Genomic DNA, 24,736 nt, shown 5'->3' with positions numbered 1-24,736 from the left:
CGGGCCGGTGGTCTTCCACCTATGAGGAGGTTTCGTGGCACGACGCCGCTTCGCGGGGATAGCAGCCAGCGCCATCGTCCTACCGTTACTCGTCATCGCTCAGCCGACCGCCGCCTCGGCCACCCCGGAGGCCGCGACCGTCAAGCCGGTGCCGGCACCGGCCACGGGGCTTGCCAGTGATGTGCGGGAGCTGACCCGCAAGGACTTCACCTTCAACGGGCAGCGCCTGGAGGCGCCGACCCAGTATCAGCCGCGTACCCAGGCCCGCTCGAAGGCTGCGGCGGCCGACACGCCGCCGGTCGGCACGGTCCGGCAGTGGCTGGCGCTGGACGACTACCAGGGCATCATCTACCTGAAGGACTACACGCTGCGCGGCGTGGGCGACAACATCGAGGTGTGGGTCGCCAACGACACGGAGTTCCCGGAGGGTGACTGCCGCCGGCAGATCCCGAACTCCACGGTGGTCACCGACGAGCAGGTCACGGGCCTGGTCAACGAGTTCGACACCAACATGTACCCGAAGTCGACCGCCGCGTTCAGCACCCCGCCGGAGCGGGACGGCAGCAACGCGCAGATCGGCGGGGACTTCACCGGTGCCGGTAACCGGACGGTCACCCTCGTCGACAACGTACGCGACGACAACTTCTACGACTTCCCGGCCGCCCCCAGCTACATCGCCGGGTTCCACTTCTCGCTCTTCAACGAGCTGCTCGACCGCAACATCATGACTGTCGACGCGTTCGACTGGGCGCACCGCACCGGCGCGAACCCGCCGAACGAGCCGACCGACGACCTGTGCACCAGCCGGCCGGCGCGCCCGCAGCTGTACGAGGGCACGTTCATCCACGAGTGGCAGCACCTGGCGCACTACTACACCGACCCGTTCGAGACGACCTGGCTGAACGAGGGTCTCTCCGACTTCGTGCAGACGCTCGCCGGGTACGTCGACGCCACCGCCCGGGTCGACGAGCCCGGCACCGACAGCCACCTCTACTGCTTCCAGGGCTTCGGCACCGTCCAGACGGACTACAACACGAATCCACGGGACTGTGGTGGTCCGGAGAACTCGATAAACCTGTGGAACGAGGGCAGTACGTCGAGTGGCGTGCTGGCCGACTACGGCAACGTCTACTCGTTCGTGCTGTTCCTGTACGACCGCTACGGCCTGGACTTCATCTCGCGGCTGCACCGCGACGGTGAGCTGCAGGGCTTCGCCAGCCTTGAGGCGGCGCTGGAGGCCGAGGGCGTCAAGGACATGTACAAGGTGATCCACGACTACCAGACGATGAACCTGGTGGACCGGATCGTCGGGAACTCCAAGCTGGGCATCATGCTCGGGGTGGACAAGCGCCGGGTCACCACGGCCAGCCTCGACGCCACGGTGAACCTGGCCAACCCGGCCTCGTACGCGGCTGCCGGCGCGGCACCCAACGGCGCCGACTACGTGACCCTGCAGAAGGCCAACGGCAAGCCGCTGGGCCTGGGCGACCTGCGTTCGATCAAGTTCCAGGGCGCGAAGACGCTGCCGCCGGTCCCGCTGGCCTGGCAGATCGTCAACGACGACCCGGATCGCAGTGGAAACCCGGTGTTGTGGTCCGGCAACGGCAACAGCCTGGACGTCGCGGCGGTCACCCCGGTGACCGTGCCGGCGGCCGACCCGACGCTGACCTTCCTGGCGAAGTACGGTGCCGAGGCCGGCTACGACTACGGCTACGTGAGCATCTCCACCGACGGCGGCGAGACCTGGACCGTCATCCCCGGTGAGGAGACGGTCGCCGGTCCGCTCGGCCCGGCGCTGAACGGCACCACCGACGGCTTCCAGCCGCACTCGTTCGACCTGTCCGCGTACGCCGGGCAGGACGTGCTGGTCAGCTTCCGGTACGTCAGCGACGGCGGTGTCAACGAGGGTGGTCTGCTGATCGACGACATCGCGGTCGGCGGCACGCTGGTCAGCGACGGTTCGAGCCTGGAGCCGTTCGACTCGCCGTCGGAGGTCAACCCGACGCCGGTGGCGAACTGGAACGTCCGCTTCGTCGGCATCAACGAGAAGCTGAAGCTGGCCTACCAGGTGGAGGTCGACGGCAAGTCGAACTTCACCCTCGGTCTGATCCAGACGGCGCTGCTGTCCGCCTTCCCGAAGGTGGTCGCCATCGTCGCCTACGACGAGCCGACCGAGCAGGTCACGCAGTACGCCCCGTACACCCTCACGGTGAACAACGTGGCGCAGCCCGGCGGCGCTCCGCTGAGCTGACCTGAGCAGAGAACTCCCGGTGCCGCCCGGCGCGGCACCGGGAGTTCTTCTGTTTCGGAAGCTGTCGCAGCCCCGGGCTAGGTTGCGGTCATGGAGCAGCGTCTCAGCCTGATCACGCTCGGCGTCGCCGACCTGGCCCGGTCCCGCGACTTCTACCGGCAGCTCGGCTGGCAGGGCCAGGAGGTCGAGCACACCGTCTTCTTCCAGGCCGGCGGGCTCGCCGTCGTGCTGTGGTCGCGCCGGTCACTGGCCGAGGACGCCGGTGTCGAAGACCGGGCCGCGGGCGGTTTTGCCGGGGTCGCGCTGGCACACAACGTCCGCGAGCGCGCCGAGGTGGATCATCTGATGGCCGCCGCCCAAGCTGGTGCCGTGGTCACCCAACCGGCCCGCGACACCTCCTACGGCGGGTACGCCGGCTACTTCACCGACCCGGACGGTCACCTCTGGGAGATCGCCTGGAACCCCGGCTTCCCGATCGCCGCGGACGGCACCATCACCGTCCCGGACTTCGGCGCACCCTGACCCGACCTGGCTTCACCCGGACAGCACGGTGGGCCGGGCAGCCGCCGTCCGCGACGGTCGCCTACCCGTCGCTGGGCCGCCGCCCGGCTATCCACCGTGCCATGCTCTCCCCAACGACTCGCATCCGAGGGGATCGATGTGGAGTTGCGTAGACACCGCACCCTGTTGGTGCTCGGCCTGTTCCTCTTCGTTACCGGCGCGCTCGTGCTGGGCTGCATCGAGGGTCTCACCGTGTTCGGGTGGATCCTCGGCTTCATGACCCTGCTGACCGGCGGCGGTATGGTCCTCGCCCATCGCCGGCCGTTCAAGTTTCACATCGGGCCGAACGGGCTGGTCGTCCAGGTGACCGGGTTCAGCCGGGCGGTGCCATGGGCCGAGGTCGACGCGATCATCCTCGACCCGCAGGTGCCGACGGTGGGCGAGAAGCACCGGATCTCCACCTTTCTGCTGCTGGTGCCGGCGGCGGGCTCGACGATCGGCGGCCCGTTCGACGGTCGGAGCCCGCTCGACGGTCGGCCGGCGTTGGTCCTGGTCGACCTCGTCGATGTCAGGCAGCCGGTGAAAGAGGTGGCGGCGGTGCTGGCCCGCTTCGCCGGGAGCCGCTTCACAGACGTCCGCCAACTACACCGTGCCCGTTTCGACTCGCCGCAGTTCACCATGCGGCCGGAAGGGTACGAGCCCGCGCGGGTCAACCAGCTGATCCAGATTGGACAGGATGTGCTTCTCCTCGAACAGTCGGTGGTGCGGTCGGAAGCCAAGACGATGTTCGATCGCGCTCGGGCGGAGCTGCCCACCAGCGAGCTGGGCTACGACCGCGCCGAGGTGGACTCGATGCTGGACGAGCTGTCGAGCCTGATCGCCCGCCGGCCTGACGAGGCCGTCCCGCCCAACCAGCACGACCCGTGCAACCCGAGCGACCAGAGCACCCCGCCCGGCTGAGTGTCAGGGATCCGTGGTGACGATGCCGGCAGGGTCAGCGTCCGGGCGGAGTCGGAAGAGCCGTGCAGCCTTGAGACGACCGGAGCTATCGGGCGCGGGCCGGGCGGGCGAGGGTCAGCAGCATCAGCAGGGAGGCGGCGGCCGCGGCGCTGAGCACCACGGCCATCGGGAGCGCGCTGCCCTCTCCGCCGAGCCCGACAAGTGGGGCGGCGCTTGCCGCGACCGGCCTGGATGCCGCCGAGCAGCGCCGCGGCGGTGCCGGCGCGGGAGGCGTGCCGGTCCAGGGCGAGGGCGGTCCCGTTGGGCATCACCAGGCCGAGCGAGCCGAGGAAGACGAAGAGCGCGGCGACGACCACGGGCAGGTTGTTCAGCAGCGCACCGGCGAGCACGGCGAGGGCGGCGAGCAGGCCGAGGCCGAGGCCGGTGACCAGCAGGGGCCGGGGATCGTGACGGTCGAGGAGGCGGGCGTTGAGCTGGCCGACGGCGACGAAGGAGAGCGCGTTGGCGCCGAACAGGATGCTGAACGTGCCGGCGGAGAGGCCGAAGACGTCCTGGAGGACGAACGACGAACCGGACAGGTAGGCGAAGAGGCCGGCGAAGGCGAGGCCCTGGGTCAGCGCGTACCCGAGGTAGATGCGGTCGGTGAGCAGCGTGCGCCCGGCGGCGGCGGTCGTGGCCAGGCCGCCGGCGTTGCGTCGGGTGGCGGGCAGGGTCTCCGGCAGCCGCAGCGCGACGGTGGTGGCGAGCAGGGCACCCACCAGGGCGAGCGCGACGAAGATGGTGCGCCAGTCGCCGACGTTGAGCACCAGGCTGCCGAGGGCGGGAGCGACCATCGGCGCGATGCCGAAGATCAGGACGAGTCGGGAGAAGTACTTGGCGGCGGCCCGGCCGGAGTACAGGTCACGCACCACCGCCCGGGCGACGACCGTGCCCATGCCGCCGGCGAAGCCCTGCGCGAAGCGGGCCACCGCGAGCGTCTCCGCCGACGGCGCGAGGGCACAGACCAGCGACAACAGGGCGTACGCGGCGACCCCGACCAGCACCGGGCGGCGCCGGCCCCAGCGGTCGCTGAGCGGGCCGGTGACGAGTTGGCCCAGCGCCATGCCGATCAGGCAGGTGGTCAGGGAGAGCTGGATCTGCGCCTGGCTGGCGGCCAGGTCGCGGGTCATCCCGGGAAACGCCGGCAGGTAGGTGTCCAGCGACAGCGGGCCGATCGCGGTGAGGGAGCCGAGCAGCACCAGCAGCCCGAGCGCGGCGCGGCCGGTGGGTGGGGTGATCCGCTCCGCCGGGCGTACGGGCACGTCGGTCTGCGGCATCGGTTCCCCTCGGCGGTCGGTGCCACCACGGCGTGGCCGGCTGCCGGGGGCGTCCGGCTACGATAGCTCTGCCTACAGAGGTGTTGCAGCGTGAAGGGGCGGCACTGTGACCGACGAAACGCTCGACCAGCTCGGCGACGCCCTCAGCGACCTGCATCGGGTGCTCCGTCGCCGGGCCCTCCAGCGGACCGGCCGGGCCGCCCTGCCGGACGCGCAGGTCGAGGTGCTGCGGCTGGTGCAGCGCCAGCCCGGGATCAGCGTCCGGGAGGCCGCCGCGCGTCTGGGCACCGCCGCGAACACGGTGAGCACCCTGGTCGGCGAGCTGACCACCGCGGGCCTGCTGCGCCGGGACCGGGATCCGGCCGACCGGCGTACCGTCCGGTTGGCGTTGACCGAGGTGGCGTACGAGCGCATCGCCGCCTACGGGCGCTACCGCCGCGAGCTGCTCGCCGCCGCCCTGGCCGACCTCGACGCGACCGACCGGGAGCGGCTGCGCACCGCCGTGCCCGCCCTGTCCCGCCTGGCCGACCACGCCGCCGAGCTGCCCTGAGCGACGCCGGTCCCCGCCACGGGACGGGTGGGTGGCGGACCGGCGCGGTGAGCGCGCCGGGACGGCAGCCGGATGAAGCGGTACCCGTCAGCCCTGGGCCCGGATCACCTCGTACAGGGCGGTCCAGTCCTGGTCGCCGTGGCCGGCCGCCACCGCCCGCTCGTAGTGCGACCTGACCGCCTTCGGCAGCGCGACGTCGACACCCAGCGCTTCGCTGGTCCGCAGGATGTGCTCGGCCGTGGCGCCCATCATCCGTGTCGTGCTCAGGTCGCCCGGGTGCTCGCCGGCTTCCAGTGCCCGCGCCAGCTCCAGCCCGTCGCCGATCATCGCCGGGATGTCGGTGAGGGTGGTCAGCGCGCCAGGCAGGAACTCCGCCGGAGGCACGCCCGCCGTCGTGACGAGTGCGGTGGCGTGCAGCAGGCTGGACAGGCAGGTCAGGAAGACATCGAGGTGCGCCTGGTAGAAGAGTTGCGCCAGCCCTGGATCGGTACCCAGGTACCTCGGCTCTCCGATGATGCGCAACACCGGTTCGCTGTGCTGGAACGCCTCGCGGGCTCCGCTGTAGAAGACGTAAGCCTCGTTGGTGCCGATCGCGGGGGCGGGCACCATCACCCCGCCGGTCACGAACCGCGCGCCGTGTCCGGTGGCCCACTCGGCCGCCTGTCGCGAGGTGTCGGGGGTGTCGGAGCTGAGGTTCACCAGGGTGTGCCCGGCCAGTGCCCCGGGCTGGCTGGCCACCGGGCCGAGGATGTCGTACATCGCCGGGTAGTCGGTGAGGCTGAGGATGGTCAGTTGGCTGGCGGCCACGGCGGCGGCGGGCGTCGGCGCGAGGTTGGCACCCCCGGCGACCAGGGCGTCTGCCCGGCTCGGAGTGCGGTTCCACAGCGTGACCGGATGTCCGGCGCGCATCAGGGCGGTGGCCATCGCCTGCCCCATCGGTCCGAGACCGATGACGGTGACCGGCCGGAGATCGCTGTTTCCGCTCATTGGACACTCCCCCAGTGCCGCCCTGCCCGGTGCTGGCCGGCATCGCCATGGTTGGCGACCACAATCCGCATGACAAGTACCCACTATTTTGTTCAATACTTACCTCAAGGTAAGTATTGAAGGTCGGCTACCGGGAGGCGAACCCGTGACATCGAGTGAGAGGCGCGGCCCGTACATCTGCGGGATCGACGCGGCGATGGACGTGGTGTCCGGAAAATGGAAGTCGCTGATCCTGTGGGAGCTGGACAACTACGGCACCCGGCGGTTCGGTGAGCTGAAACGGGGTCTGCCCGGGGTCAGCGAGAAGATGCTCATCCAGCACCTACGTGAGATGGAGCAGGACGGTCTGGTCCACCGCGAGGTCTACCGCGAGGTCCCGCCCAAAGTGGAGTATTCCCTCACCGAGCACGGCCGGTCACTCAACGAGGCGCTCGGCCCGCTGGGCGAGTGGGGCCAACGTCGCGCCGAGCGTCTCGCCGCCGAGGCCCCCACCGTCTCCCCCTGACCGCGCCCGTCGCCCGCCGCCGGGTCCGCACATCACCCGGCACCTTCGGGGAAACTGCACCCTCACCCCGCAGCCAGTGAGCAACTTCGGGGATAGTGCGGCCTCGCACCCGGCACCACCCAGCACCTTCGGGGGTAGTGCGGCCTCTCCCAGCGTTGTGCGGAGGGGGCTGGGTGGGTGGGTCAGGTCGTGACGGTGCGGCGGACGCCGCCGTGCAGGCCGCAGGCCCGGGGGCTGCCGCCGGCCAGGCTGACCTTGCCGTTCCCGCACTGCACCAGGTAGCCGCGGCCCTCCCAGAAGCCGGGCACGCAGTCGAAGTGGTCGCACACCTCGCGGGCGGGTTCGCGGACCCGTTCCCCGCCGCAGAAGTCGTACCCCATCGGGTTCTCGGGGCGCCGCAGCGCCGCTCGGGCTTCGGGCTGGCCGAGCCCGGCTTGGCCGAGCCGGTGGCGCGCGGTGCCGGCGCGGAGCCAGTGGGACGCGGGGTCTTCGAGGTGCCGGTGGCGCGCGGGTCGTCGAGGTTCCCGTCGCGGCCGGCGCTCCGGGGCGGCCACCGCGGTTTCGGTGCTTGTCGGGTCGGACGGGCCGGAGTTGGCCAGGGCCACCGGCACCATCACGGCCAGCGCGGCGGCGACCACTGCGGTCCGCCGGCCGCCCGGGATCAGGGTCAACAGTCGGGCCTGGCCAGGGGTGGCGATGCCCGGGCGGGACGGGCGCAGCCGGGCATGCTCGTCGATCAGCTCGTCGAGCTGGTCGATGACCGCCTGCCGCTGCTCGATGGCGTCGGCGAAGGCCAGGGTCAACACGAACCGGAACTCGGCCGCCACGTCCGGGCGCAGCAGCACGCCGGAGGTCCGCCGCCGGTCCAGCACCTGGATCAGGGTGACCGAGGCATGCGGGTCGTGGGCCAGACCGGTCATCCGGCCGTACGCCCAGTCGCGCCGGCCCCGCCCGCCGAGCAGCACCAGCCGCCGGTTGGTGATCACCGCCATGCCGGCGTCGGTGACCCGTACCCCGTCGGGCAGGCGCCGACGCAGCCGACCGGTAGGCGTACCCACGGTCAGGTCGGGGGCGGGCAGCACGGCGTTGTGCCGCATCTCCACCAGTTGGGCGGCCGGCACCACTCGGAGTACGACCTCGTCGGGGGCCAGTTCGAGCGGCAGTCCGTCGCCGGCCGTGGCCGAGCCCTGACACTGCTCGGCGAGCGTACGCAGGCGGCGCAGTTCGTCGTCGCGTCGCCGCCAGCCTCCCTCGGCGCTGCGGAACAGCCGCAGCCGGCGCTCGTTCTGCCGGCGCGCCCACCGGTACCGCCATGTCGAACCCGTCGAATCAGTCCTCGCCACGCCGAACTCCTTCGCCGCGCATGCCACCAACCGCAGGCCACCAGATGGGGTGTCACAGTGTTAACGGTTGCGAGCACCGGCATGGACACGGCCAGAAGTGGTCGAATTACCCGATCGGTGGAGCAATACGGACGAGACGGCGGTTCCGCTCTGCCCCGTTCGCCTTCCGTTCCGGCGGCTGTGACGTAACCGGCCACCGGTACGCCGATCAGTTGTGGGGAGTAGACGAGGGCTGCAACACGCGCCCACCACCAAGCGGCCCGGTGGCGGAACGACCGTGACCGTCCCCGGTGCGCCTACCGGGAGCGGTCCGGCCGCGACGCCGCGCACCCCAGGCCGCTGACCGCGGGGCCGGGCGGGTTCTCCCCGACCCGTCCGGTCCCGCGCCCACGTCGGCGGGCGATCACGGTGACTCGACGGTACTGATCAGGAACTTCTGCACCTCGGCCTCGACGATCGCGACCTGCTGCTCCGGTTCCGGGCCGGAGCCACGGAAGTCCAGCAGCTGCTCCTCGGACTCCCACCGCTCATAGACGTTGATCCGCCCCGGCTCGATCAGGTCCGCACTGATGGCGAAGTCGAGGCAACCGGGTGCCTCGCGGGCCTGGCGGACGATCTCGGCGCAGGTGGCCAGGTAGTCGTCCCGCCCGGCGGGTTCGACCTGTAGCGTGCCGGCGACGATCAGCAAGGCAACCTCCGAAGATCGGGAGAGCGGACGCCAGTCATACTCTCCCGATCCGCCCTCGTCCGCACGCCCGATCAGGCACGGGTGATCGCGTTGGCGTGGATCGCCTCGGCCAGGTACTCCGTCAGCCCGGGTGCCATCGCCTCATAGTGCGCGGTGAAGCGTTCGTCGGCCAGATACAGGTCGGCCAGCCCGGTGTGGATCTCGTACGTGCACTCGTAGAACCACCGGCTGATCTGCTGCCGATGCTCCTCGGCCAACTCCATGGCCGCCGGCCCCTCGGCCGGTGCGCCCGAGGCCATCAGCGCCACGATCCGCCGCCCCCAGTCCTCGGTCTCGGCCTTGAGCCGCTGCCAGTCCTCCTTGCGGTAGCTCGACGTCCGCCGGTTCGACTCCCGGTACGCCTCGGTGCCGCCCCACCGCCGCTCCGCCTCCTCGGCGTGCGCGTCCGGGTCGAAGTCGCCGAAGACCTCGAACCGCTCCTGCGGGGTCAGTCGGATGTTCATCTTGCCCGCCTCCATCGCGAATTCGATCGCCGCGACCATCTCCTGCAGGCGCTTGATCCGCACCGTCAGCAGCTCGTGCTGGCGACGCAGGTGCGCTCCCGGGCCGCTCGCCGGGTCGTCGAGGATCACGGCGATCTCGTCCAACGGGAACCCCAGCTCGCGGTAGTACCGGATCAGCTGCAACCGCTCCAGATCCGCCTCCGAGTAGCGGCGGTATCCCGAGCCGCTCCGCCCGCTCGGCGTCAGCAGTCCGATCTCGTCGTAGTGGTGCAGCGTCCGGACCGTCACGCCGGCGAGCTTCGCCACCTGACCTACCGTGTGGGCCATGGTTCCCCCTTTCCGGGAACCACGGTCCCGCCTGCCGTTAGGTGAGGGTCAAGCCCGATTCTGCGACGCCGGACACACCTGGCGGGTCGCAGTTCACCAGGACCGTACGCAGCTCGGCCAGGCTGGCCGGTCGACCGTAGCGGTAGCCCTGCCCCTGCGCGCAGCCGATCGCGGCCACCGCCTCGTGCTGCCGCTCGGTCTCCACCCCCTCGGCCACCACGCCCAGGTCGAACGCGCCGGCCAGCCGGGTCACCATCTCCACCGTCGCGTACGCCCGGGTGTCCTCGGGGATCCGGGACACGAACGAACGGTCGATCTTCAACTCGGTCGCCGGGATCCGGTGCAGGTAACTCAGCGACGAGTACCCGGTGCCGAAGTCGTCGATGGCGATCCGGATGCCCAGCTCGCGCAGCTGGCCCAGCCGGTCCAGCACCGCGTCGCTGCCCTCGATCAGCGCCGACTCGGTCAGCTCCAGGGTCAGCGCCCGGGGTGCCAGCCCGGCACCCGCGGTGGCCTCGGTGACCGTGGCGATCAGGTCGGGCCGGCGCAGGTGCGACGCGGCGATGTTCACCGCCACCGTCGCGGACGGCACGTGTTCCTGCCAGGTGGCCGCCGCCCGGCACGCCTGGTGGATGACCCACCTGTCGATCGGCAGGATCAGCCCGGTCTCCTCGGCCAGCGGCAGGAAGCGGGCCGGGCTGAGCACGCCCAGCCGGGGGTGACGCCACCGCACCAGCGCCTCCGCGCTGCGTACCGCCCCGGTGGCCAGATCCACGATCGGTTGGAACTCCAGGTGCAGTTGCTCCTCGTCGACCGCCCGCCGCAGGTCGGCGATGAGCTCGGCCCGGCTCACCGCCGACTCCCGCAGCCCCTGTGTGCACCGCCGGTACGCGGACTTGCCGGCCGCCTTCGCCGCGTACATGGCGATGTCGGCGTCGCGCAGCAGATCCGTGTGGGAGATGTGCTGCGGCCCGTACTCGGCGATGCCGATGCTCGCCGACGGGTGCACCCCGACCAGTTCCTCTCCCGGAGACGGTTGCAGTGCCCTGAGCAGCCGCTCGGCCAGCCGCTCCGGCGCCAGCGGCCGTCCGTCGGTTACCAGCACCGCGAACTCGTCCCCACCGATCCGGGCGATCAGGCCGTCGTCGCCGACCGCCCGGCGCATCCGGCGGGACAGACCGGACAGCAGCGTGTCGCCGGTGGTGTGCCCGAACCGGTCGTTCACCTGCTTGAACCCGTCCAGGTCGAGCAACAGCACGGCGACCCGGTTGGTGCCACGCAGCGCACCACGCAGCCGCCGGGTGAAGGCCAGCCGGTTCGGCAGCCCGGTGAGCTGGTCGACGTAGGCGAGCTTGCGTAGCTGCCTCACCAGGCGCAGGTTCTCGTTGGCCGCCAGCCCCTGCCGCAGTGCGAGCGTGGCCAACAACGCCATCATCGCCAGGAAGATCGGCAACGGGGTGTGGCCGCTGGCGTCGCGGGCCAGCATGGTCGCCACGATCGCCCCGCCCACCGGCAGGTAGGGCAGCACCACCCGCCACCACGGCGGCAACGGGGCGTCCCCGGCCTCCTCGTCGGCGCCGTGGTCCCGGGGCGGGGGCATCCGGGTCGCGGCCACGATCAGCAGGTAGCTCAACGGCCAGAGCACGTCGATCGGAGTGCCGGGCTGGTAGGTGCCGGCGGCCACCCACGACACGTAGACCGTGTCGGCCACCGCCCGGACCGTGAGGCTCGCGCCGAGCAGCGCCAGCGGCCGCCACACCGGCCGGCTCGGACCGACCACCGCGATCAGGATGGTCAGCTGCACCAGGTCGAACATCGGGTACAGCAGGCCGGCCGTACGCAGTGGTTCGTCCAGGTCGGCCAGGCTGACGTTGCGGAAGATCAACAGCCAGCCGATCGGAATCAGCGCCAGCCCGACGATCACCCCGTCGAGCAGGGTCCGGGCCCGACCCACCCTGGTACGCGGCGCGGTGACCGAGCAGAACAACGCGGCGGTGCCGGTGACCAGGCTGGCCGCGAAGATCAACCCGATGGGCAGGGTGTGCGGCAGGCTCTCACCGAGCAGCCGCTGCGATGTCCACAGTGCCCGTCCGGCCAGCGACAACGCCATCGTGGCGGCCAGCAGCAGCCAGAACCGGCGTACCGTCGGATGCCGGCGGGACGCCGCGACGCAGGCGATCGCGGCCCAGCCCGCCACGGTGAGCGCACCCAGATCGCTCACCAACGCGCCGGCGGGCAGCCCGAGCATCAGCCACAGCGCCTCGACCGCGACGACGACGCCGGCACCGACCAGCCCCACCCGGCCCACCCGGTCCGTTCCAGGCGAGCGCGCGGCGGCCCGCTCGACGTCCTTCCGCGACACAGCGATCGCTCCGGCTCTCTCTCGTGCGTACACCCTCGACGGTGAGGTCCGGCCCCGGCAAACCCCGAAAGCCTAGCCACGCCCGCCGCCACCCCGCCAGATCCACCGGTACGCAACTACCCCACCCGACGGTTCCCGAATGCGGCGACGCGGGCAGCGACCCGCTCGCGGTCGCCCCGTGGTGCCCCTGTCGCGCCGGTCGGGCTCGCACCGCCGGGGACGGCGCCATGCTGGCCGGGCCTCCCACTGCAGCCCGCCGACCAAGACCCACCGCAACGCGGTCATTACTCCTCGTAGCCATGACGACAAGTCACTGAACGTCACCACCGGGCCCGCCACCGACAATGCCGCCTTCCACCTTTGCTCTGCTTACCTATACGCAACCCCACGTTGAGCAGGCCTTGTCGGAATGGCGCGGCGTTCGCCGCAATCACTCAGCGCAACCTGTGCGTATAGGTAAGCAGAGCAAAGCGTCCGAAGGGGATGGTGTCGCTGGCCGCGGATGGTTACTCCCGGCGGTCGACGGTCCGGCTCGGCGCTGGGTGGGTTCGTCAGGGCGGGTGTTCCGTGGGGCGGGCGCTTGCGTTCACGCCCATTGTTCGTCGGGCGCCGCCGCTGCGGACGCGGGTGGACCGCCATGGGTCCACGGGGTCTCATCCGCGGTGGGGAACGCCGCGCCCGGCACGTAGGCGTCGCTGAGCGTGGTGTAGCAGAGTCGCTCCCCCACCTCCGGCACGCTGCCCGGGCTGGCCGTCAGGCCGCGCCCCATCCCGCCGGACAGCTCCAGCACCACCTCGGTCTTGCCGTCGGCAGTCGGGGTGACGAACACCAGCCGCGCCTTCTGCCCGGGACGGGACGGGCTGGTCAGCGTCACGCCGACCGGCGCCAGTACCGGGTCGGTGGTCAGCAGCTGGATGCGCGGGCGCAGCACCGGCCGGCGGCCACTGTCGTCCACCCGGGTCGGATCGGCCAGCAGCACCTCACCGACGAACGCCTCCCCGGTCAGCCGGTACTCCGCCATCACCAGCGGATCGTCGTAGGCACGCTGCACCGCGTAGGTCGCGGCGGCCCGCTCCAGGCGGTGCAGCCGGGCGGCGGCGGCCACCGCACCGTCCCGGCGCGGCTGCGGCGCACCGTCGGAGTCGAGATGGTCGGCGTGGGCGGTGAAGGCGTCCCGGTCGCCGTCCCACCGCCCGGCCACCCGGGCGCCGGGCGGCAGGGCACGCAGCAACCCCAGGCCACGCCACATCAGCTCCCAGGTGGGCGTGAGCTGGTCGCGCAGCAGCCGCTCCAGCTCGGCGTACGCCTCAACGCGCGTCGCCTCGTCGTCGGCGGCGGCGTACGCCTCGATGGCCGGCGCCAGCAGCCGGTTGTCGAACTCGGGGTCGGTGGCCGGGCCGGCCGGCGGGCAGCTCGACGGGTCCTCGGCGCGGGCGGCCGCCTCGGCTCCGGACAGCCCGGCCGGCGGGGCGATCCAGCCCAGCAGCGCCGGCAGGTGCAGATCCTCCACCGCGCTCTGCCCGGTCGCCCAGTGCAGCGTCAACGCCTGCGTCATCGCCACCAGCGTCGACGAGCCGGGATGCTCGGCCCGTTCGGCGAAGAAGGTCAGCCAGCGGCCCAGCAGCGGCACCTGCGGCGGTACCGGATACTCGCCGTCGGCGCGACGGAACCGGGTGGACCGACCGAGCAGCCGCAGGAACGTCACCCCTGCCGGGTTAGGTACCAGCAGCTGCGGTGCGTCGAGGTAGCGGTACCGGACGTCCCGGCCCCGGTCCACGGCGACCGCCTCGTTCGCCGTGCGGTGCCCGTCGATATAGGGGAGCACGATCGCGGCCAGCTCGGCGGCGAACGCGAACCGTTGGTCCCGGTTGCGCGGCTGCGGCACGATCAGCAGCCGTCCCTCGCCGGGAGCCGAGCCGACCATCGCGGCGAGCGGAGCGTTGGCCTCCCCCGCCATCGCCAACGGCACCAGCACCAGCGGTCGCCTCGACAGGTGCAGATGCCGGACGGTGGCCACCGGTTGGGCCAGCCCGGCGGCCACCGCCTGCGCCGCCGCCAGCGCCCGCAACGTGCTCATGTCGGCACTCCGCCGCGCCGGGTGCCGGCCGGAGCTGCCGCCACAGACTGCCTGACGCGCCCGCTACTCATGCGGTGGCGAGGGCGTCGGCGCGCAGGCGGGCCGCGGTCCGCAGCAGCGCTGCGGCCTCCGCCCGCTCGGGGTCGGTGACGGTTTCCCCACCGGCGAGTGCCAGCACCTCGTCGACGTCGGCGATCCCGCCCAGCGCCTCGCGGACCGGGCGACCGAGCGCGCCGGTCTGCCCCCGCGCCTCGTGCCGGCAGAAGTACGCCAGCTCGCAACTGGCCAGGCAGTCGGGGGCGTACCGGGCCGGCACCCGGGTCAGCGAAGCGGCCAGGATCGCCGGATCAGCGGCCGGATCGGCGGTGAAGTCGGCCGGTACGTCGACCAGCAGCGTGTCGAGCCGGTCCATCCGGTCCAGTTGCCGGCGGACCACCAGCAGTTGCCGGCGGACGTCGAGCAGATGCGCGACCGGCGCGTTGCTGAAGTCCCGGGGGCAGACCAGCACCACCTCGTGCGACACCAGGTGCGGGTCGTGACCCCGGGCGGTGAGCAGCTCCCGCAGCGCCAGCACGTAGACGGCGGACTGCACCGCCGCGGCGGCCAGCTTCGCCGGGTCGGCCTGGCCGTCGATCACCGGAAACGACTTGATCTCGACCACGTGGAACCGGCCGCCCAGCCGGGCGGCCACCAGGTCCGGTTCCAGATGCACCCGCTGCCCGGCGACCGCCAGGCCGAGCATCGGATGGTCGAACAGCGCCGCCGGCTCGCCGACGGGCGACGGTTCTCCGGCACCGGCCGGCTCGTCGGAGTGAGATCCGGTGGGCGGCAGCGCCTCGGTGAGCAGGGTCGCCGAGCGGCGGGCCCGGTCGGCCAGGTCGTCGCCGCCGCCGAGATCCGTCCAGTGGGCTGCCGCCGGCACCGGTACGCCCAGCCGCTCCGCGACCAGTCGCAGTAGTTCGGCACCGCCGTCGGCCTTCACCTGAGCCTCGAAGGTGTTGCCCCGGGTGATGGCGAACCGGGACTGCCCGAACCGGGCGGGAAAGCCGATCCGCTCGGCCAGCGCCGGTTTGTCCACCCCGGCGCCGTCGAGGACGGCCCGCCGGGTGCAGCCGGGGTTGCCGGTCAACGCCGCGATCGTCCGGGCGTTGTGCCGTTTCGGCGGTGCGTCACCCCGGATCGCGGCCAGTCGCTGCTCGGTACCCGTCACGACAGGCCACGATAGCCGCGTCCGCGAACTCCGGCCCGCCGCCACCACCCCGTCGCGCGCCGGTTGATGCGTCGCCGGGTGCGGGCGGTCACCGGGGGTGTCCGGTGGCCGCCCGCGCCGGTACGGCTCAGCCGGCCGTAGCCGAGGTCTCCTCGGGCAGCCAGATCGGCTGCCAGCCGGGCACCTCGTGGAAGCGGCGCAGCTCGGCCAGCCCGGATACCGACCCGGCCCAGGCGGCGTACGGCGGGTTCTGCTCGTCGAAGCCGCTCTGCACGAAGGTCAGCCTGGTCTTCCCCTCGGACTCGGTCAGCTCCCAGCTGGTGACGCCGGGGGCTCCCCAGTCGACGGACATCTTCCGGCCGGGCTCCAGGTCGACCACCTTCGCGGCGAAGCCGCTGTCGAAGCCGCCCATGGCGTACCGACCGCCGACCCAGGGCTCGATCCCGATCGGGTAGCCGAACCAGGCGCTGGCCTGCTCGGAGTCGGTCAGGGACTCCCACACCTTGTCGGCGGGCGCGGCGATGACCAGCTCGCCACGGAAGTCGGTGCTGGTGAAGTCCACCTTTGGCAGCAGCGGCTGGCCGGCCAGGTGGCACTCCAGGTTGGCTACCGAGAGCGCCCAGAAGGTCTGCAGGACGCCCCGGATGCTGGTGCCGTTGACCACGTCGTTGAAGTCGAAGTGGGTCTGCGACAGCCGCAGCACGGTGGCGTCCGATCCCTCCGCGCTCAGCGTGATCTCGGTGGTGGTCTCCACCCCGTCGAGCAGCCAGGCCAAGCGCAGCCGGTCGTCGTCGGCGTGCAGCACCCGCTGATGTGGAGCGTCGCCCTCGGGCGTGTAGCGGCCCCAGAACTCGTACCGCTCGGGGAGCTCGACCTCGGCGTGCTCGGCCAGCCAGACGCGCAGTTCGGCGGGGTCGGTCAGGGCTCGGCGCACCCGCGCGATCGGTGCGCCGAGGCGGACGGCGAAGGTCATCGGTTCAGTCACGGTCGGTCCCCTTCGGGTAGCAGGCCACGGCGAGCTTGAAGGCGTCTCCCTCGGCGCCGCCGTAGCGCGTGAACAACTCCTGCAGCGCGGACTGCAGGTCGTGCAGGAATTCCTGCCGGCGTTCGGCCGGCACCCGGATCTCGCCGGAGACGCCGATGGACGGCAGCTCCGGGGCGGTGCGGTCCAGGGCGGCGACGTCGGCCTGGACCTCCTCCATCAGGTCCAGCAGGTAGCCCAGGCTCAGCTCGTCGCGGGCACGGCGCAGCCCGATCCGGCCGACCAGACGCGGCGAGAGCCAGTAGGACCGGGCGGCGGCCTGGTAGATGCCCTCGGTGATGCCGCGGACCTTGCGCTTGTCGACCTGCTCGACCAGCCCGGCCGCGACGAGTTGCTTGACGTGGTAGTAGACGCGCTGTGGCGTCTGCTCCAGCCGGGCGGCCACCTCGGTGCAGGTACGTGGCTCGGCCAGCTGCCGCAGGATCTCGACGCGCTGCGGTTTCAGCAGCACCTCGGCCTGCTCGATCTGCTCCAGGTACAGGACATCTCTCATGGCAAAATCAGTTTGTACGTAAAAAACTTCCTTGTCAATGGTGCCGAGAAAGGCCGCGCCGGCAGCTTCCGGCGCGGCCTCGCTCAGTAGCGCGGCGCGGCGGTCAGGGCAGCCAGTCCGGGCGCAGCGGATAGCCGTTAAGCGCGTCCGGGCCGTTGCGCGTCGCCACCACCTGGTGCAACTGGATGCCGTTGCGCTCGAACGCCAGCCGTGAGCCGGCCATGTAGAGCCCCCACACCCGGGCCGTGCCAGCGCCCACCTCGGCGACACAGAAGTCCCAGTGCTCCACCAGGTTGCGGCACCAGGCGGCCAGGGTCAGCGCGTAGTGCTGGCGCAGGTTCTCCTCGTGGTGCACCTCCAGCCCGGCATCGTGGATCTCACTGATCACCCGCCCCGGGCCGGCCAGCTCGCCGTCCGGGAAGACGTACCGGTCGATGAACGCGCCGGACCGGTGCGGTGCCCGGTTGTCAGCCCGGGTGATGCAGTGGTTGAGCAGCCGGGCCCCCGGGCGCAGCCGGTCCCGCAGGAACCCGAAGTAGGCCGGATAGTTGCGGACTCCGATGTGCTCGGTCAGGCCGATCGAGGAGACCGCGTCGAACTGTTCGCGCGGTGCGTCGCGGTAGTCCAGGTGCCGCACCTGCGCCAAGCCGGTCAACCCCTCCCGCTCGATCGCCGCCTGCGCCCACTGCGCCTGCGCCCGCGACAGCGTGACGCCGAGCGCCTTGACGCCGTACTCGCGGGCCGCGTGCCGGACCATGCCGCCCCAGCCGCAGCCCACATCCAGCAACCGCATGCCCGGCCGCAGCGCGAGCTTGCCGGCGACCAGGTCGTACTTGTTCGCCTGCGCCTGCTCCAGGGTGTCGTCGGGGCTGCGGTACACCGCGCAGGTGTAGGTCATCGACGGGCCGAGCACCTTCTCGTAGAAGGCGTTCGACACGTCGTAGTGGTGCGAGATGGCGCTGCTGTCGCGGATCCGCGAGTGCCGCAGGCCGTCCACGACCCGCTTCCAGCGGGGCCTGGCCTCCTGCGGCGGAGCGGGCGGTGGCAGCAGCCGCTCCCAGCCCAGCTCGCGCACCAGAGTCACCCCGTCGGCCAGCGCCGGTGGCCGCATCCGCACCCCGGCGAGCACCCGCAACGCGTCGTACGGGTCGCCCGGGTGGACTCCCTCGATGGCGAGGTCGCCGCTGACGTAGGCACGCGCCATGCCCAGGTCACCCGGTGCGGTGAGCAGGTATGACAACCCTCGCTCGGAGCGGATCGACAGGGTGATCCCGGCGTCGGCCGGGCCGAGTGCGCTGCCGTCGTACGCGGTGACGCGTACCGGCAGGGGGCCCGAGGTGACCGCCCGGACGATGTCCGCCACGGTCAGCCCACGCCGTCGGCCCCCCGGGGGCGGCGTGGCGGGAGCGCCTGCCGCTCCCTGGCTTCGGTCGGTGAGACTCATGCCGGCACTCCGCTTCGCTCGCTCATGCTCGTGCTACTGCCTTTTCGTACAGTCCGGTCAGCCGATGCTCCGGGTCGTACCGGTCCCGCACGGCGCGCCAGGTCCCGCCGCCGTAGAGCCGGTCGAACGAATCCCGGTCGTAGTACGCGTCGGAGTAGAGCGACTTGTGCCCGCCCGCCTCCGACACCGCGCGCTCGATCTCCCGGTTGACGTCGCCGTCGGCGGCGCCCGCCGCGATCGGCACGCTCCCCCAGAACCCGATGTTGACGTAGTCCTGCCCCGGCCGGAGCGGATACAGCGGCCAGGACCGGGCCGATCCCGGGCCGGCCGGCTCGCGCAGCCGCAGCGGGCACAACCACACCGGCGTCATCCCGACGTTCGCGGCAAACCAGTGCAGGAACTCGGCGGTGCGCTCCAGTGGGATCTCCACGTCCTGCACGACCCGCTCCCGGGCCGGCTGGCCGCGCCACCTGTCGATCCGGGCCGCGACCCGGTGCCGGTGCTCCAGCCGGACGATGCGGTGATAGACGTCGCTGCGTCGCCACCGCGCCGGCCACAACCGCCGCACCACCGGATGCTGCGCGCCGAAGGCCGCCGAACACCAGAACCAGTCGGTGTCCCAGCGCCACAGGTAGTCGTGGACGGTCAGCGCGTCGTGCGGGCGCTGGCGCAGCGAGCGGTAGTAGATCTCCTGGCCGGTGTAGTCGGAGACGCCCGGCACGTCGTCGGTGAAGCTGCCCAGCACCAGGTACGCCTCACCGGGGTCGAACATCACCCCGTCCATCGCGTCGACGCTCTCGCCGGCCCAGCGGCGGGTCGCGGTGATCTCGCCGATCGCCTCGGTCAGCGCGGTCAGGTTGGTGAACCGCAGGTTGCGCAGGGCCATGTGCCGGCGGACCGGTTGCAGCTCGATCCGCAGCCGGGTCGCGTACCCGAGACTGCCGAGCGAGTTGGGGAAGGCCGCGTACAGGTCGGCGTGCGGGCCGTCGGGCCGGGCGGTGACCACCTCACCGGCGCCGGTGAGCACGTCCAGTTCGGTCACCGACTCGTGCGGCAGCCCGTTGCGGAACGAGGTCGACTCGATGCCCAGCCCGGTCACCGCCCCGCCGAGGGTGATGGTGCGCAGCTGCGGCACCACAAGCGGCATCAGGCCGTGCGGCAGGGTCGCGGCGACCAGCCGTTCGTAGGTGCACATGCCCTGCACGTCAGCGGTGCGGGCGACCGGGTCGACGCCCAGCACCCCGCCGAGCCCGCTGACGTCCAGGCCGGAGGCGGGGGCGCTGCGCGGACGGAACAGGTTGGAGGTGCGCTTGGCCAACCGCACCGGCTGGCCGGGTGGCACCGCCGCGTACGACCGTCGCAGCTGGGCCACCGCCAGGTCATGATCACGCACGGCGTGCATGGGATCACTTTACGCGCCACGCGCCCGCCTGGCGGGATGTCCATCGGAGGCGTTTCTCGCTCGATTCCGGGTCGGGTGGCGGGGGTGGCTGGCCGGTGGCCCGGGCCGTGGGACAGGATGCCGGCATGTCGCACACCGACGGGTCGGGCAGCGTCTACGGCACCCGCCGCACCGGACCACCCCGCGATCCACTGCTCGTCACGGCACTCGGGGTGGGGCTGGTCGGCGTACTGGTGGGGGTGCTGTTCGCCACCGGCGTGCTCGGCGGCGGCGAGCCGGCGCCGGCACCGACGGCGGCCGCCCCCGGTCCGATCACGGCGCGGCCCAGCCCGACCGGGAGCGAACCGGAACCCAGCCCGACGACGTCCGAACCGTCCCCCACACCGAGCCCCGGCCAGGATCCGGACGCGATCGTCGGGCCGAGGGTGCTCCGTGGCGTCGGTTCCGGTCTCTGCCTCGGCCTCGACGGTGACGGTGAGAAGGCCGCCGCCAAGCTGACCGAGTGCAGCGGCGGGCCGGAGCAGCAGTGGGTGGTCAACGCCTTCGGCCCGGACACGGTGACGCTGACCAACGCCGCCCACAACCAGTGCCTCGACGTCGAGGGCGGCAGCGGCGACGACGGCGCCCGGTTGCAGCAGTTCGGCTGCCACGGCGAGGGCAACCAGCAGTGGCGGCTGCAACCGGTCGACGGCGGGGCGACCGTCCTGGTGGCCGTGCACAGCGGCAAGTGCGCCCAGGCCCGCGACGGCGGCGCCGCAGCCGGCACCGACATCGTCCAGGCCCCTGCGACGGCAACCCGGCTCAACGCTGGACGCTCCAGTAGCCGCCCCCAACCACCAGGCGGCGTGGTCAGGACCGGCCGCGCAGCGCCCGTAGTTCGTTCAGGTGCCGGGGCAGGTGCACGCGGGCGTGCAGGTCGATCGTGCGGCCCCAGGGCAGCGGCTCGTCGACGACGAGTTCGAACCCCTCACGCAGGTGCGTCTCGACCGGGGTGTCCGCCGCCGCGCCTAGCCGGGCCACCAGCGCGACCAGCCCCTCGCTGGTGGCCCGCAGCCGGGCGGCGAGCCCGTCGAGGCCACCGCACTCGGCAACCAGTTCGTCCAGTTCCGGCCGGTGGACCTCGTCCAGATCGTAGAAGGCGTACGGCGAGCCGGCCAGCACCGCCTCGGTGGCCTCGCGCATCAACCCGTCGCTGGCGATCAGGTGCGCCACGACCTGCTCGGCGCTGTACCGCTCCGGCGGGGGCGGCCCGAACCCGCCCGCGTCGACCTCGGCCAGCACCGCGTCGTACGCCCGTCGCAGCCCGTCGACCTCCACCCGGCCGAGCCTAGCGGCGGCCCCGGCGGGCCCGCAGGTAGTCGCTGACCACGTACTCGCCGAGGTCGTCGGTGTCGGGGGTGAACACCCGGCCGCCGCTGCGGCGGGCCACCGCGTCGACGAAGCGGCGCAGCCCGGGATCGTCGCCCAGCATGAACAGGTTCAGGGTGGCTCCGTAGCGGCCGAGCCGGTCCACCTCACGCACCGTCGCCTCGATCGTCTCCGGCGACGACGGCCAGGCGAACAGCGCCTCACCGTCCTCCGGGTCCAGGTAGGCGGTCGGTTCCCCGTCGGTGACCACCAGCACCACCGGCTCCGCGTCCGGATGACGCCGCAGATGCCGACCGGCCAGCCGCAACGCGTGCTGCAGATTGGTCCCCTGCATCATGTCCGGCTCGACGGCGGCCAGTTCCTGCTGGGTGAGCGTCTCCGCCCGCCGGCCGAACCCGATGATCTGCAACGCGTCCTGCGGAAACCGGGTGGCCATCAGGTGCGCCAGGGCCAGCCCGGTCTGCTTCATCGGCCCCCACCGCCCCTGGGAGATCATCGAGTACGACAGGTCGACGCAGAGCGCCACCGCAGCCGACGCCCGCCGCTCGGTCTCGACGACCTCGAAGTCCTCGACGGCCAGTTGCACCGGCACCCCGGGGCCGGCCCGGCGGACCGCCCTGGTCAACGTCCGCACCACGTCCAGCGGCTGCTCGTCGCCGTACTCCCAGGGCCGCGACGCCCCGGTCACCTCGCCGGCCGCCCCGGCCGAGCGCAGATCGTGCTGGCCGCGCGGGCCGGCGGTCAGCTCGGCGAAGACCTGCCGCAGCGCGGTGCCGCCGAGGCGACGCAGCGCCTTCGGGCTCAGGGTCAGACCGTCGGCGTCGCGGGTCACCCAACCCTGCCTGCGCAGCTCCCGCTCCAGCTCCCGCAGCCGGCGTACGTCGTCGGCCGCGTCGCGGCCCAGCGTCCGGGCCACCGCGTCGACGTCGATGTCGTCAAGGGTCGCCCCGGGGTGCGCCTGACCCAACTGGTCGAGCAGGTCGTCCAGCTCGGCGATCTCGTCGAGCGCCCCGGTCGCCTCGCCGTAGCCCAGCGGCTGACTGCCCTGCATCCGCTCGCCCCGACCCCAGCGCAGGTCGGGCCGCAGCGCGCGCAGATTCCCCTCAAGCGCGGCCAGCTCGCCGGCGAGCCGGTCGCCGAGGGACTCGCGCATCAGCCCGGCGAGTTCCTCCCGCTGCCGCTGCGACAGCGAGTTCATCAGCCGCTGCCCGGCCGCCGACCGTCGCGCCAGGATGTCGATCAGCTCGTCGACGTCGCGGGGACGTTCCGGGAAGAAGTCGCCGTGCCGGCGCATGAACTCGGCGAACGCGTCGGTGGTGTCCTCGGCACGGGCGTGTCGGGCCAGCAGGGCGTTGAGGTCCCGCACCATCTCGGCGACCTGCTCCTGCACCGCCGGGTCGCCCGCCAGCCGCGCCGAGTCGCGCAGCCCGGCGAAGCGCTGGCCGAGCACATCGTCGCGCAGCCCGTCGAGGATCCGCTGGTAGGTGTGCCGAGCCTCGTCGCTGGCCCACCGGTAGTCGGACAGGTCCCGCACCGCCTGTGCGGTCGAACGGGGCAGGTTCCCCAGCATCGTCTCGGCGAACCGGGCCGCCTCGTCGTCGCGCCGGGCCAGCTCGTCCCGCTCGGCGGCAAGTGCCTGGTCGAGCAGCGCCCGCGCCCGGGTCACCGCACCGTCGAGTTCGCCACGGCGCAGCGCCTCGCGGCGCAGCCGGCGGGCGCGGGCGGTCAGCCCGTCCAGCCCACCACGCCCCTGCGGGCCCCGGCGCAGCAGGTCCCGCAGCGCGTCGCGGAGGCTGCCGCCGGCCAGCACCTCCGCGCCGACCTGGTCGACCGCGCCCTGCACGTCGTACGGCGGCGCGAGCGGATCGGGGCCGCCGCGCCACTGCCCGTACCGGAACCGGTTGCCGGCCATCGCTAGTCCCGGCCGCCGTAGCGGGTCCGCCCGGCGTCGGTGACGTCCTTGCCCAGCCGGCGGCTCAGATGCAGCCCTTCGAGCACGAACTCGACGGCCGCGGCGGCCTGCCCGGTGCTCGGCGCGTCGCCGATGCCGAGCCGGTCGAGCACTTTGGCCAGCCCCGGCACCGTGCCCACCTGACGCAGCAGCTCGGCCGCCGACACCAGCTCGCCGGTCTCGACCGCCTGCCCGTCCTCGACCAGCGCGGTGAAGCCGGACAGGTCCAGCCCGGCCAGTCGGGCCCGGAACGTCTCGGCGGTGGCGGTCCGCAGCAGGTGGCCGAGCAGTTCGATCTCCCGGCCCTCCTCGCCGCTCTCGAACTCGACCTTGCCGCGCAGCGTCGACGTCACCGACACCGCGTCACCCACCCGCGCCACCGCCTCCGCCGACGGCAGTTCCGAGTCGGCGCCGAGCAGGCACGCCCGGCGCAGCGCGGCGGCGGCGACGGTCTCCGCGGCGGCGATGGCGAACCGGGCGGAGACGCCGGAACGCGGGTCCACCGACGGCGACTCGCGTACCGCCCGGGCGAACCGGGCCAGCACCTCCAGCACGTGTTCCGGCACCTCGGCGACCAGGTCGGCCTCCTGCCAGATCAGGGACAGTTCCAGCTCCAGGTCGGTCGGGTAGTGGGTGCGGATCTCCGCGCCGAAGCGGTCCTTGAGCGGGGTGATGATCCGACCCCGGTTGGTGTAGTCCTCCGGGTTGGCGCTGGCCACCAGCAGCAGGTCCAGCGGCAGCCGCAGCTGGTAGCCGCGTACCTGGATGTCCCGCTCCTCCAGCACGTTGAGCAGCGCCACCTGGATCCGCTCGGCCAGGTCGGGCAGCTCGTTGACCGCGAAGATGCCCCGGTTGGTGCGCGGCACCAGCCCGAAGTGGATCGTCTCGGGGTCGCCGAGCGTACGCCCCTGGGCCAGCCGGACCGGGTCCACGTCGCCGATCAGGTCACCCACGCTGGTGTCCGGGGTGGCCAGCTTCTCCCCGTACCGCATCGAGCGGTGCAGCCAGCCGACCGGCAGGTCGTCGCCGGCCTCGGCGACCAGCGCCCGAGACGCCGGGGTGACCGGGTGCAGCGGGTGCTCGTTGAGCACCGAGCCGGCGATCACCGGCGTCCACTCGTCCAGCAGCGTCACCAGCGACCGGATCAGCCGGGTCTTGCCCTGGCCCCGCTCGCCGAGCAGCACCATGTCGTGCCCGGCGAGCAACGCCCGCTCCACCTCCGGCAGCACGGTGTCGTCGTACCCGACGATGCCGGCGAACCGCGGCGCGCCGTCACGCATCCGGGCCCGCAGGTTGTCGCGGAGTTCCTGTTTGACGGTGCGGTGGCGGTGCCCGGCGGCGCGCAGCGCGCCGAGCGTGGCGGGCAGGTCGCCCGGGAGGAGCGGCGGAACAGACGAAGACTCACTCACCCCGCCCACGCTAGCGCGCACCTATACCCGTCAGCCCAGCTCGATCA

Annotated in this window: 18 protein-coding genes and 3 pseudogenes; 6 read left to right on the top strand and 15 right to left on the bottom strand. The window is 72.3% G+C overall.

Annotated features, from left to right (window positions below; genetic code table 11):
• Nucleotides 1–34: 34 nt before the first annotated feature.
• The 3 genes from ENC19_RS27510 to ENC19_RS27500 all read left to right on the top strand — a co-directional run bounded on the left by ENC19_RS27510 (nt 35) and on the right by ENC19_RS27500 (nt 3,712).
• The gene (locus tag ENC19_RS27510) at nt 35–2,251 is read left to right on the top strand and encodes a choice-of-anchor J domain-containing protein (protein ID WP_309246186.1); all 2,217 of its coding nucleotides are present in this window, start codon (nt 35–37) and stop codon (nt 2,249–2,251) included.
• 90 nt (nt 2,252–2,341) lie between these two features.
• Nucleotides 2,342–2,773 carry a VOC family protein gene (locus ENC19_RS27505; RefSeq protein ID WP_164449965.1) on the top strand — a complete coding sequence of 144 codons (432 nt, stop codon included), beginning with the start codon at nt 2,342–2,344 and terminating at the stop codon, nt 2,771–2,773.
• Nucleotides 2,774–2,911: 138 nt separating this feature from the next.
• A complete protein-coding gene (locus tag ENC19_RS27500) occupies nt 2,912–3,712 on the top strand; it encodes a hypothetical protein (RefSeq protein ID WP_164449964.1) in 801 nt (266 codons plus the stop codon).
• Nucleotides 3,713–3,797: 85 nt separating this feature from the next.
• On the opposite strand, the pseudogene ENC19_RS27495 reads toward ENC19_RS27500, so the two are convergent.
• Nucleotides 3,798–5,028, bottom strand: a pseudogene (locus ENC19_RS27495) (multidrug effflux MFS transporter).
• 106 nt (nt 5,029–5,134) lie between these two features.
• Between ENC19_RS27495 and ENC19_RS27490 the strand changes: the two are divergent.
• Entirely contained in the window at nt 5,135–5,578 is a 444-nt protein-coding gene (locus ENC19_RS27490; RefSeq protein ID WP_164449963.1) for a winged helix-turn-helix domain-containing protein, read from the top strand.
• A gap of 87 nt (nt 5,579–5,665) precedes the next feature.
• On the opposite strand, the gene ENC19_RS27485 is transcribed toward ENC19_RS27490, so the two are convergent.
• Nucleotides 5,666–6,565, bottom strand: coding sequence for an NAD(P)-dependent oxidoreductase (locus ENC19_RS27485; RefSeq protein WP_164449962.1), 900 nt, complete (start codon nt 6,563–6,565; stop codon nt 5,666–5,668).
• A 145-nt stretch (nt 6,566–6,710) separates the two neighbouring features.
• Between ENC19_RS27485 and ENC19_RS27480 the strand changes: the two genes are divergently transcribed.
• The gene (locus ENC19_RS27480; RefSeq protein ID WP_444968375.1) at nt 6,711–7,070 is read left to right on the top strand and encodes a winged helix-turn-helix transcriptional regulator; all 360 of its coding nucleotides are present in this window, start codon (nt 6,711–6,713) and stop codon (nt 7,068–7,070) included.
• Between the two features lie 182 nt (nt 7,071–7,252).
• Here ENC19_RS27480 and ENC19_RS27475 read toward each other — a convergent pair.
• The 10 genes and pseudogenes from ENC19_RS27475 to ENC19_RS27430 form a co-directional block, all read right to left on the bottom strand.
• Nucleotides 7,253–8,413 (bottom strand): annotated as a pseudogene (locus tag ENC19_RS27475) (hypothetical protein).
• Between the two features lie 403 nt (nt 8,414–8,816).
• Complete coding sequence (locus ENC19_RS27470; protein WP_164449960.1) at nt 8,817–9,101, bottom strand: putative quinol monooxygenase; 285 nt, start codon at nt 9,099–9,101, stop codon at nt 8,817–8,819.
• A 71-nt stretch (nt 9,102–9,172) separates the two neighbouring features.
• The gene (locus ENC19_RS27465; protein ID WP_164449959.1) at nt 9,173–9,931 is read right to left on the bottom strand and encodes a MerR family transcriptional regulator; all 759 of its coding nucleotides are present in this window, start codon (nt 9,929–9,931) and stop codon (nt 9,173–9,175) included.
• A gap of 37 nt (nt 9,932–9,968) precedes the next feature.
• Nucleotides 9,969–12,293, bottom strand: coding sequence for a putative bifunctional diguanylate cyclase/phosphodiesterase (locus ENC19_RS27460; protein WP_281602072.1), 2,325 nt, complete (start codon nt 12,291–12,293; stop codon nt 9,969–9,971).
• A gap of 586 nt (nt 12,294–12,879) precedes the next feature.
• Nucleotides 12,880–14,370, bottom strand: coding sequence for a hypothetical protein (locus ENC19_RS27455; protein WP_164449958.1), 1,491 nt, complete (start codon nt 14,368–14,370; stop codon nt 12,880–12,882).
• A gap of 67 nt (nt 14,371–14,437) precedes the next feature.
• Nucleotides 14,438–15,580: a hypothetical protein gene (locus ENC19_RS27450; protein ID WP_164449957.1), complete on the bottom strand. Its 1,143-nt coding sequence runs from the start codon at nt 15,578–15,580 to the stop codon at nt 14,438–14,440.
• A gap of 127 nt (nt 15,581–15,707) precedes the next feature.
• Nucleotides 15,708–16,565, bottom strand: coding sequence for an SRPBCC family protein (locus ENC19_RS27445; protein WP_164449956.1), 858 nt, complete (start codon nt 16,563–16,565; stop codon nt 15,708–15,710).
• Nucleotides 16,558–17,115 carry a winged helix-turn-helix domain-containing protein gene (locus ENC19_RS27440; RefSeq protein ID WP_164449955.1) on the bottom strand — a complete coding sequence of 186 codons (558 nt, stop codon included), beginning with the start codon at nt 17,113–17,115 and terminating at the stop codon, nt 16,558–16,560. The genes ENC19_RS27445 and ENC19_RS27440 overlap by 8 nt, the downstream gene beginning before the upstream one ends.
• Nucleotides 17,116–17,218: 103 nt before the next feature.
• Nucleotides 17,219–18,559, bottom strand: a complete 1,341-nt coding sequence (locus tag ENC19_RS27435; protein WP_164449954.1) for a class I SAM-dependent methyltransferase — start codon at nt 18,557–18,559, stop codon at nt 17,219–17,221.
• Between the two features lie 22 nt (nt 18,560–18,581).
• Complete coding sequence (locus ENC19_RS27430) at nt 18,582–19,961, bottom strand: FAD-binding oxidoreductase (RefSeq protein WP_164449953.1); 1,380 nt, start codon at nt 19,959–19,961, stop codon at nt 18,582–18,584.
• Between the two features lie 125 nt (nt 19,962–20,086).
• On the opposite strand from ENC19_RS27430, the pseudogene ENC19_RS27425 reads away from it, so the two are divergent.
• Nucleotides 20,087–20,683, top strand: a pseudogene (locus ENC19_RS27425) (RICIN domain-containing protein); the annotation flags it as partial.
• Between the two features lie 127 nt (nt 20,684–20,810).
• Here the strand turns inward: ENC19_RS27425 and ENC19_RS27420 are convergent.
• The 3 genes from ENC19_RS27420 to ENC19_RS27410 are packed head-to-tail and all read right to left on the bottom strand — an operon-like array spanning nt 20,811 to nt 24,689.
• Nucleotides 20,811–21,278, bottom strand: a complete 468-nt coding sequence (locus tag ENC19_RS27420) for a DinB family protein (protein WP_164449952.1) — start codon at nt 21,276–21,278, stop codon at nt 20,811–20,813.
• A 10-nt stretch (nt 21,279–21,288) separates the two neighbouring features.
• Nucleotides 21,289–23,241 (bottom strand): vWA domain-containing protein, encoded by a 1,953-nt coding sequence (locus ENC19_RS27415; RefSeq protein WP_164449951.1) that lies wholly within the window; start codon nt 23,239–23,241, stop codon nt 21,289–21,291.
• A 2-nt stretch (nt 23,242–23,243) separates the two neighbouring features.
• Nucleotides 23,244–24,689: a sigma 54-interacting transcriptional regulator gene (locus ENC19_RS27410; protein WP_164449950.1), complete on the bottom strand. Its 1,446-nt coding sequence runs from the start codon at nt 24,687–24,689 to the stop codon at nt 23,244–23,246.
• Nucleotides 24,690–24,736: the final 47 nt, after the last annotated feature.

Source organism: Verrucosispora sioxanthis (assembly GCF_010560025.1).
GTDB lineage: Bacteria > Actinomycetota > Actinomycetes > Mycobacteriales > Micromonosporaceae > Micromonospora > Micromonospora palythoicola.
This window is presented reverse-complemented; position numbering and strand designations above follow the sequence as displayed.